Origin of the sequence: Mesorhizobium album, assembly GCF_033977205.1 — a bacterium.
Taxonomy (GTDB): Bacteria; Pseudomonadota; Alphaproteobacteria; order Rhizobiales; family Rhizobiaceae; genus Mesorhizobium; species Mesorhizobium album.
The window spans coordinates 39,519-48,044 of sequence record NZ_JAVIIW010000052.1 but is presented as its reverse complement, the minus strand read 5'-3'; the positions used below and the strand labels follow the sequence as shown (position 1 = coordinate 48,044).

Genomic DNA, 8,526 nt, shown 5'->3' with positions numbered 1-8,526 from the left:
TCAATCGAAGAAACGGTGAGCGAGATTCCTGTGCGCATCCGGCAGACTCGCACACACACCGCCAAAGGGGAATCCCAAATCGGACTCTTCCGTTAGGTGGAAACCACTAGTTTGGCTGGGGTTCCTGGAAGCTTTTCGAACTCTCTGTCTTGCGCCTCCAGCCTATTGCGCGTTCCTATGAAAGAGACCGGGATGTCGGAACACGCAGTGAGGCAGCATTGATCAATGCACTGGCTCAGGAAACTAAATGGTCCTTGGCAGTGTCATCGCAGTGAAATCCACTTAGGCGTTGCGTTCGTTCGCCTCGCTAGGCAGCTTGATGATGTAGTTAATATCGTCGAAATGTTCGATCGTATAATGCGCGTCTGCATCGTATTTTTCGCCATCCGCATTGAATTCAACAGCGAAGAATTTGCGACGCTGTCAAATGAAGAGATCACCGAATCAGCTAGGAAGGATACCGGCGATCTAGAAAGCTTGTAGCCTACGGTCACTCCTTCCATTATCTTTCCATCAGCGTCCTTGTAAGCTATCACCCAAATAAACCTCGGCGTGAACTGAAGCTCAGAATAGCTGGCGACGTCCGGCTCAATATAGCGCTGCTTGTTAAATTCCTCAGCTTCTGGGGTAAGCGTGGATCGTGCCCACTGACGTGGTGTAGCTGACGGTATTGGTCGCCGTGCTCTCCGGCAAGGGCCGGAATGATCAGCGCGCCACTGCCGGCAGGCTGATGAGCGGATCATCACTCATCTGGCTGATGGTCTCAAGAGTCATGTAGCGCGCCCGCTGCACGGCCCATTCATCATTTTGTTCAAGCAGCAACGCGCCAACGAGACGGACTATGGCATCGTCATTGGGGAAGATGCCGACGACCTCGGTCCTGCGCTTGATCTCGGCGTTGAGACGTTCGATCGGGTTGATGCTGTGAAGCTTGACGCGGTGTTCTTTCGGGAAAGTCATGTACGCGAGCACGGGCGGTCCGCAGCGCGCTCTTCTCACCATAGCCGGCGCCGGTGGCGGCGCCCACCTCCAGCTCCATCAGCCGCTCGGCGGCAAAGCCGATCATCTCGCGCAGGATATCGGCGTCGGGGGTCTTCTCCACGAGCGTGCGCAGGTTCATCATATCGTCGGTCATCGGTGGTTCCTTCGAATCAGGTTGGTCTCAGCAACCCGACCCTAACGGGGAACATCGATGACCGCCGCTACGCCGCTCGCTCGCTTCAGCGCTGTTGAGGGCGCGCTCGCAAGCGGCTGCGCTACCGCCGAGCTACACCACTCAGCGGGACGCGACCGGGCCGCATCGTCGTATACGCCTGTTGGACCAGCTAACTTCCAATATCAGAGGTAATTCGATTTTCCTTCGATAGTGGCCATGCCAACGAAGATCGGTTATCAGAAGAACGGTAGCTGTTTTGTGAGATAGCCGAACGTCTCTGAACTGGATGAAATAGTTGATGCGATGTCTAATAGTCACTTCTCACCCGCTTGAAATATCCTTGTGTCAAACGCTCGCTGATATGGTTGTCAGATTCTTGATAGGTGCCTGGCATGAATGCCGCTTGGTCGATCTTTATAAAGCTGGATTTTCACCAGCGCTGTCTACGCTTGAGCGCGCGAGTTACTATTCCAGCTTCAATTCCGATTCCGTAACGCGCGAAATTGATGACCTCCTTTGGGCAGAAGCAATCATTCTGATCTTCCCAACATGGTGGTTCAGTGTTCGGATTTCCGGCCATTCTTAAAGGCTGGTTCGACAGGGTCTGGGCGCCTGGAATTGCCTACGATCACGCCATACGACCGCGCCTTGACCATTTAAAGGTCGTTGTTGGCATCACGACATTGGGATCCCCGTGGTGGGTCGACAGGCTGGTGCTTCGCCAACCAGTCCGCCGTGTCCTAAAGACGGCAATACTGGGCGCCTGCGCTCCGAAGGCGGCGTTTACTTTCTTGTCAATCTACAAAGCTGAGAAACTCTCACCGCAGCAGGTCGAGGCTGCCGTAAGCCGGATCAAGAAAGTGCTTGGACGCCTGTAACACCTGTGGGCGTGGCCAAACAGGCTGGCACGATCGTCCGCTACCATGCTTCGGCGCATTCTCCTGTTTTGGGCGGCATCTGGTGTAGCTTGCGCGTCACGCCGATGAAGATGGGCACTATTGCATCGCCGTGGCACTATGATGCGGCAGCCGGCTGGGCGCTCCACCCGGCCAATCCCCGACGGCCTGCGATCCAGCACGAGGCCCCACGGGTGGGCGTCTACCCGATTTATGGTGTTCGTTTCGATCGATCCCGGATCGTCGTGATGGGCCACAAGACGAAGTCACTGCCTTCATGGTAACTTTGATCGACAACGCATCGTCGTTGCTTAGTCAGAGGCAAGCACATGAACCAATCCAGGCCCGTCGGCTGGCCTTCTGTAATGCCAAGAATCTTCACGAGCGATGTCCCTGGCTTGACCGAATTCTTGAGGATCGTTTTCGGCGCGAAAGGCGAACTTCGATCCCGAGCGCCAACCGAAATTCGAATCGGAGATTCGATTATCCTGATTAGCGACGGCGGAGGCGTACGAGAAGCAATGCCGGCCTTTCTCTACGTCTATGTTGAGAATGCGGACGAGACCTATCGGCGGGCGATTGCGGCAGGCGCCGAATCGATCGAGCCACCTGCGGATATGCCTTATGGTGACAGACGAGCGACGGTCCGGGATTCCTGGGCAAACGTCTGGCAGATAGCCACCCGCTGTGAGAACTGAGGCGGGCAAGCTTGCCGAAAAGCCTGATCAGCTTTCTCGACGATGATCGTTCCGGAGGAAGCGGACGTCATCCGCCGCATCTTCCGCGAGTTTGCTTCCGGCAAGAGCCCGAGGGCCATCGCCGTCGATCTCAACAAGGATGGCATCCCCGGCCCGCTCGGCCGTGCCTGGGGCGACACCAGCATCCAAACTGCGATGAAATTCGCTCAAGCGCATCATTCACGCCGAAAAGATAAGCAAATTCAGCCATTTGCGGAGGCCATGGCGTAGAAGCTTCGGCGAAAGGGAGTGTCGGGAGAAGAGGGGATGGTGCTCAGAGGCGGAATCCAAGTAAAGAAAATTCTGCTTTGCTCCCAGACGCTTAGCAGAAGGTCAACCGCAGCTCCTACCAACAGAAATACCAACAAAATATTTCTGTGGACAAGTTCGGTTCCCGAACCTCTCCCGGAAGCAGACATTGTCAGCCATTGCTGAAATCAAGATTGCGCCTGAGCCTTGGTAGGGCGGACAATACGAAGCGAACCTTGTTTCGAAAATGATTCCAAGGGTTGCCTCGAACCCAATTCATGCCGTTGATCGAGGACGATCCGCCCAAGACGCGGCCACGAGATTCGTGAATGATTCGACCGCCTGGGCTCCGGTTCCGAACTGTAAAACCAGTTGAACCGATCGTCTGTCAGAGGGAAGCCGAGGGATGCCGGCATGCGGATGTAGATGTGGTCATCCGACGAACCAGCCTCCAGCAGGAGGACCGACAGGTTCGGATCTTCCGCCAGTCGGGCGGCAATTACAGACCCCGCAGATCCAGACCCGATCACGATGTAGTCGTATGTCGTTTTTGCCGCTCTGCCCATCTGCAAGTCCATAGTTCTTGAATGAGGTATTGCAACCGGCTCGAAGATGGCTGATCTGCACTAGAGGTGCCCCTCAGGCTCGCGCTCAGGGAGTCTCGAGCGACGATCTCCCTTACCGTGATGACCCATGTCTTGCCGCCGCAGCAGCGAGGACTGACCGGTAACGGACGGTCCGAGTCACTTGACGGCACCTCCGAGAGCGAAGCCGCCTCTGAACAACCGGGATGCGGCCACATACAAAAGGATGATGGGCAGGGTATAGATCAGCGAGTACGCGGCTATTGCGCCGTAGTTGATGACGTTGTTCGTCATGAACGAATAGATCTCGACCGGGCTGGGCTGTTGAGCAGTGTCAGATACGAGCACCAGCGGCGGCAGAAAATTTCCCCACGTATTGATGAAGCCGTATATAGCCGCTGCCATGATACCTGGCAGGCAGAGCGGCCCCACGACGCGAAGGAGGATCCTCACCATGCCTGCCTGTTCGATTCTGGCGGCTTCTTCGAGATCAACCGGTATGGCATCTATGGCGTTCTTGATGACGTAAATCTCGAATGGAATGGCCGTGGCTCCGAGAAACACACCCGTTGGCATGAGTGAAAGCAAATCGGCCCATTCAAACAATTGGTAGATGGGGATAATCAGGATCGAGATCGGAACGCCGGAGAGGAAGACGATGCCCAAAAGGATGCCTTGCTTCCCGGGGATACGATGACGTGAGAAGGAATACGCGGCTATTGTCGAGGGGACTGTTGCGACGACCGTTGCGATCAGGGAGACGATCAGGCTGTTTACTAGAGCCTGGATCTTGTCCGGCTCAAGCGCGAGCGCGAACTGTTGGAGCGTCAGCTCAGGAAGCTTGAATTGTTGACTGGCCGCGGCGTCTACTGAAGCGAGCACGAGCCAAAGCATCGGGAGCACAAAAAACAGACCAAAAACGGCAAGTAGCAAATTAACCAGGATCGTCTGCCCGGCCAGCCTCGGCGCTGGTACCGGCTCACCGAGAAACCGCTTTGGCTCACTCATCGGACGACCCCAACTTGGTCAGTGTTGATTGACGTCTGGCACTGTAGGAGCTGATCAATACGAAGCTCAGGCCGAGCAGGGCGGACATTAGCACGATGACGTTGCCCAACATCGCACCGAACGCTAACCGATGAAATGTGAAACCCTGCATATACGAGTACAACGGAAGAATGTTTGTAGCGTTGGCCGGCCCACCACCCGTCATGAGAAAGACGAGTGTGAAGTTTCCGAATGACAGGAGGCACATCAGGAGTGCGGATGTTACAATCGTGGGGCGCAACGAAGGTAGAATGATCCGGAAGAAGCGTTGAATGCTGGTCGCCCTCTCCATGATGGCGGCTTCGATCATTTCATTAGAGATATTCCGCAATGCCGCGCTGAACATTAGCATGGACAGGCCGCAGAGCCACCAGACGTTGGCGACCGAGACCACCGTCATGGGATAGGTATAGAGTACCTCAACCTTGGGCATTCCAAGGAGAAATGGGAAGATGCCATCTGCGATGGTGGTAGCCTTCCACATCACTGCAACGGTGACGGGTGGCAGCGTGCACGCCAACATGGCAGCCCCGCCCACGACGCCGCCCAGCACTCGGTGGCCTTTCTGAATCAGCATGGCAAGAGCCAGACCGCCAGCCGTGGATCCGATTGCTCCCGATCCCACGACAAACAGCAGGGTCACCCACAAGGAGTGATAGAACTCGCGATCCCTCAACATCGCTTGGACGTTGAATAGACCTGTAAAGTGGAAATTTACCGAGTTCGGGCCGATCAGCTGAAGGTTGGTCAAGCCCAGGTAGAAGGAATATCCGACAGGTGCAAGGAACAGGGCGAAGAGCAGAAGGCCGGCGGGCGACATGAACACGAGGCTCGCAGCTTCGAATCCGCGGCTAGGCAGACGCCTACCTAGGAATACGTTCGCATCGCTCATCACGGTCTCCTCCTCTTCTTAAATTCCGGCGCTTACTGTAGAGTAACGACCGCGTCAGGACCGAGCTGATTGGTGATGTAGTCTTTCATCTGGTTGACCGCATCGTCGACCGTAGTGTCCGGCTTGACGACGACAGCCTGCGTACCCGTCAAGAACCCTTGGGCCCAGACGGAGTAGTTGGGATCAAGTGGCGCGAGCTGGGCGGTCTCGGCGATTTTGGCAAACACCCCTCGGAACGTCGGCGCAACTTTCAGGAAGTCGGAGTCCTGGGAGTAGGCCGGGATCGACGGCACCAAGGCAACGGCGACGGCATTTTGGAGCATATTCTCGCGCTGCTGAGCGATGTCGATAAGTTCCCAGGCAAGATCTGGATGCTTGCTTGCGCTGCCGATCGACAGCGTCCAGCCGCCGATCATGCTGGACACTCCGGGTGTGGCGCCGTTGATTGTCGGAAGTGGGGTCACGCCGATATCGTTTGCCGCTTCCGGCCAGTATGGCGAGCTCAGGTCCTTGGTCCATAGGTCGGCGAACCAGTTGCCCGACAGGCAGATGCCTATCTTGTGCTTTGGCATGTCGGCTGGCGGCACCGCCTCCGCCATCGTGTCCATGATCTGAGACGAAGGAGGTAGCAGGCCAGCTTGAGCGGCATCCTTGTAGAAGCTTACCACCTCACGGATACCCTTGCTGTCGACAACCCATTTTCCGTCCTTGGTCAAGACTGTCTGGTCGGATGAGCCGGCCAAGAAGGTACCTGGACCGGCAAAGACACCGAATGTGCCCTGGCTTGTTCCCGTTGGCATCCAAAGCGGCGAGATATCCGGCACCGACTTCAGTTTCTTGGCCGCGTCGAGCACGTCAGCCCAAGTCTTTGGCGCCCAAGGCGTAGGAATTCCCGCCTGCTTGAAAAGGGTTTTGTCGTAGAGAAGAGCGAAAGTGTTCACGCCTTGGCTCACAGCGTACACCTTGCCGTCGGTGGTTTCGGCGTTCTTCAGCAGCGGGTTCATCTTTGCCCACCACGACGTCGCATCCAGGCGATCCTGGATGGGTAGCAGATAGCCAGTTGACACCCATTGGCCGTAATTGAGGTCGGCGAGCCCTACGACGTCAGGGGCTGTCGACTTTGACTTGAAAAGAAGCGCGATTTTGCTTTCGGAATCGCTGAATCCGCCCGGAATGGCTTGCACATCGACCTTTACGTTGGGATGCTTTTTCTGAAATTGGGCGACAATGTCATTCCACCAAGCCGTCGCAAGAGCCGGAACGGCTGGTTCAAAATCGCCAGGATAGGCGACCTTGAGAGTAATCTGTTCGTCGGCCCTAGCAGCGGAGCCCATAAGCACCGCCGCTGAGATTGATGCGGCCAAAACCCTCCCGACGACGCGATACGATACGGTTTGCCAAATAGATGTCACTGTGTAAGTCCTCCCTGCTTGAGTTCTGCCTGCTTCGTTTTAGTCACCTGAGCCGAGGCGACCCCTCGCGTTCCCGCCCCTCCTTTGAGCAGGAGGTTGCGACCGGTTTTTCGGTCGAAGAGATAGACGTCGTTCGGATCCACGGCCAACTCCACGGATTGGCCAAGCGCGATTCCTGCGAAGCTTGGGAACCGAGACCCAAACTCTGCGCCCTCCGCGGCGATGGTCACATACGTCTCCGGGCCGGTTGTTTCGATTGCTTTGATCGAACCCCGAAGGGTATGCGTGCACCTGGAGGGAGCATCCTTCACCCAGTGAATATCTTGTGGCCGAATGCCTACCTCGACCTCATGATTCGGCTGGGCACCGAAGTCGATCAGACGATCGCTCGCAAAAAACAGGCTGGCATCGGCGAGTTGCGCCACCGCACCAGAAGGTCTCACGTCAAGAGTCCCGGGGATCAGGTTCATCTTGGGCGAGCCCATGAAAGTCGCGACAAAGGTATTGGCAGGATGCTGGTAGATGTTCTGCGGGGTATCGAACTGAAGGATTATGCCGTCCTTGAAAACGGCAATCCTATCGCCCATCGTCATCGCCTCTACCTGATCGTGCGTGACGTAGACCGCCGTAACGGCAAGGCGTTTCTGTAGTTCTATAATTCCGCTACGCATGCTTACGCGAAGAGCGGCATCCAGATTCGAGAGCGGTTCATCGAGCAGGAAGATCTTCGGTTGCCGGATCATCGTGCGTCCGAGAGCAATTCTCTGGCGTTGTCCGCCGGACAGTTCGTGCGGGTAGCGGTCCAATAGCTTGTCGAGATGGAGGGTCTCGGCGACGGAGCGAACCCGACTGTCTATCTCGGGCTTGCCCATGCCGCGAACATCGGGTCCGAAGGCAAGGTTTTTGTAGACGGTCATGTGGGGGAACAGAGCGTAACTCTGGAACACCATCGAAATGTCGCGTCGACCCGGGGAGTCGAGCGTGACATCACGGTCCCCAATGCATATGCGCCCATAGGATGGCCGTTCTAGGCCCGCCAGCATCCGCAGCGTGGTCGTTTTCCCGCACCCAGACGGCCCGACGAAAACAATGAATTCGCCGTCGTTTATCTCAAAGTTAAGGTTGTGGGCGGCAACCAAGCCGCCGAAAACCTTGGACACGTTTTCAAACCGGACACTCGCCATACGGGACCTCTTGGAAGGGCGCCATCGGACCCATCAAAGCTTTTTCTGATGTATCCAATATACATCTTTGCGTATCCAATATACATGTTTGGCGATTGACGTCCAGATGGGCGAGGCACTTTGCCTGCATCAAGACGCGTCGACATGATCTCATTTACTGGATCGACAGCTGTCGGTCGCAAGATTGCAAGCCTTGCCGGACAATCTTTGAAGAAGGTCGCCCTTGAGCTCGGTGGCAAGGCGCAAATATCGTTTTGCTGATGCAGGGTCCATTCCCGTGTTCCCGGCAGGGTCAAGTGCAGGCGCAAAGGGCTTATTGATAGACATGCGGTAGCCGGCCGCCGCGCGCGAGCTTCAAAAGATCGGGCT

Annotated in this window: 11 protein-coding genes and 1 pseudogene; 6 read left to right on the top strand and 6 right to left on the bottom strand. The window is 56.2% G+C overall.

Features of this window, described 5'->3' with window-relative positions:
* Positions 1–225 precede the first annotated feature (225 nt).
* The gene (locus tag RFN28_RS29535) at positions 226–483 is read left to right on the top strand and encodes a hypothetical protein (protein WP_320290665.1); all 258 of its coding nucleotides are present in this window, start codon (positions 226–228) and stop codon (positions 481–483) included.
* A 222-nt stretch (positions 484–705) separates the two neighbouring features.
* Here the strand turns inward: RFN28_RS29535 and RFN28_RS29530 are convergent.
* A pseudogene (locus RFN28_RS29530) lies at positions 706–972 on the bottom strand (transposase); the annotation flags it as partial.
* Positions 973–1,454: 482 nt separating this feature from the next.
* Here RFN28_RS29530 and RFN28_RS29525 point away from each other — a divergent pair.
* The 4 genes from RFN28_RS29525 to RFN28_RS29510 all read left to right on the top strand — a co-directional run bounded on the left by RFN28_RS29525 (position 1,455) and on the right by RFN28_RS29510 (position 3,020).
* Complete coding sequence (locus tag RFN28_RS29525; RefSeq protein WP_320290664.1) at positions 1,455–1,742, top strand: NAD(P)H-dependent oxidoreductase; 288 nt, start codon at positions 1,455–1,457, stop codon at positions 1,740–1,742.
* Positions 1,717–2,034 carry an NAD(P)H-dependent oxidoreductase gene (locus RFN28_RS29520; protein WP_320290663.1) on the top strand — a complete coding sequence of 106 codons (318 nt, stop codon included), beginning with the start codon at positions 1,717–1,719 and terminating at the stop codon, positions 2,032–2,034. The genes RFN28_RS29525 and RFN28_RS29520 overlap by 26 nt, the downstream gene beginning before the upstream one ends.
* A 416-nt stretch (positions 2,035–2,450) precedes the next feature.
* Complete coding sequence (locus RFN28_RS29515) at positions 2,451–2,750, top strand: VOC family protein (protein ID WP_320290662.1); 300 nt, start codon at positions 2,451–2,453, stop codon at positions 2,748–2,750.
* Between the two features lie 42 nt (positions 2,751–2,792).
* Entirely contained in the window at positions 2,793–3,020 is a 228-nt protein-coding gene (locus tag RFN28_RS29510) for a recombinase family protein (protein WP_320290661.1), read from the top strand.
* A 206-nt stretch (positions 3,021–3,226) separates the two neighbouring features.
* Here the strand turns inward: RFN28_RS29510 and RFN28_RS34960 are convergent, their stop codons facing one another.
* From RFN28_RS34960 to RFN28_RS29490, 5 genes are all read right to left on the bottom strand, one after another.
* On the bottom strand, positions 3,227–3,604 hold the full coding sequence (locus tag RFN28_RS34960; RefSeq protein WP_430679169.1) for an NAD(P)-binding protein: 378 nt from the start codon (positions 3,602–3,604) through the stop codon (positions 3,227–3,229).
* Between the two features lie 177 nt (positions 3,605–3,781).
* On the bottom strand, positions 3,782–4,630 hold the full coding sequence (locus RFN28_RS29505; protein WP_320290660.1) for a carbohydrate ABC transporter permease: 849 nt from the start codon (positions 4,628–4,630) through the stop codon (positions 3,782–3,784).
* Complete coding sequence (locus RFN28_RS29500; protein WP_320290659.1) at positions 4,623–5,561, bottom strand: carbohydrate ABC transporter permease; 939 nt, start codon at positions 5,559–5,561, stop codon at positions 4,623–4,625. Before RFN28_RS29500 ends, RFN28_RS29505 begins: the two co-directional genes overlap by 8 nt.
* 32 nt (positions 5,562–5,593) lie before the next feature.
* Entirely contained in the window at positions 5,594–6,925 is a 1,332-nt protein-coding gene (locus RFN28_RS29495) for an extracellular solute-binding protein (RefSeq protein ID WP_320290658.1), read from the bottom strand.
* 44 nt (positions 6,926–6,969) lie between these two features.
* Positions 6,970–8,157, bottom strand: coding sequence for an ABC transporter ATP-binding protein (locus RFN28_RS29490; protein ID WP_320290657.1), 1,188 nt, complete (start codon positions 8,155–8,157; stop codon positions 6,970–6,972).
* A gap of 144 nt (positions 8,158–8,301) precedes the next feature.
* Here RFN28_RS29490 and RFN28_RS29485 point away from each other — a divergent pair, with 144 nt between their 5' ends.
* Positions 8,302–8,418, top strand: coding sequence for an aldehyde dehydrogenase family protein (locus RFN28_RS29485; protein WP_430679166.1), 117 nt, complete (start codon positions 8,302–8,304; stop codon positions 8,416–8,418).
* The last annotated feature ends 108 nt before the right edge of the window (positions 8,419–8,526 follow it).

Excerpts from the sequence above, each read along its gene's own strand:
- RFN28_RS29485 (WP_430679166.1), top strand. The coding sequence starts at position 8,302 with ATGATCTCATTTACTGGATCGACAGCTGTCGGTCGCAAGATTGCAAGC.
- RFN28_RS29535 (WP_320290665.1), top strand. The coding sequence starts at position 226 with ATGCACTGGCTCAGGAAACTAAATGGTCCTTGGCAGTGTCATCGCAGT.
- RFN28_RS34960 (WP_430679169.1), bottom strand. The coding sequence starts at position 3,604 with ATGGGCAGAGCGGCAAAAACGACATACGACTACATCGTGATCGGGTCT.
- RFN28_RS29490 (WP_320290657.1), bottom strand. The coding sequence starts at position 8,157 with ATGGCGAGTGTCCGGTTTGAAAACGTGTCCAAGGTTTTCGGCGGCTTG.
- RFN28_RS29525 (WP_320290664.1), top strand. The coding sequence starts at position 1,455 with ATGCGATGTCTAATAGTCACTTCTCACCCGCTTGAAATATCCTTGTGT.
- RFN28_RS29510 (WP_320290661.1), top strand. The coding sequence starts at position 2,793 with ATGATCGTTCCGGAGGAAGCGGACGTCATCCGCCGCATCTTCCGCGAG.
- RFN28_RS29505 (WP_320290660.1), bottom strand. The coding sequence starts at position 4,630 with ATGAGTGAGCCAAAGCGGTTTCTCGGTGAGCCGGTACCAGCGCCGAGG.
- RFN28_RS29500 (WP_320290659.1), bottom strand. The coding sequence starts at position 5,561 with ATGAGCGATGCGAACGTATTCCTAGGTAGGCGTCTGCCTAGCCGCGGA.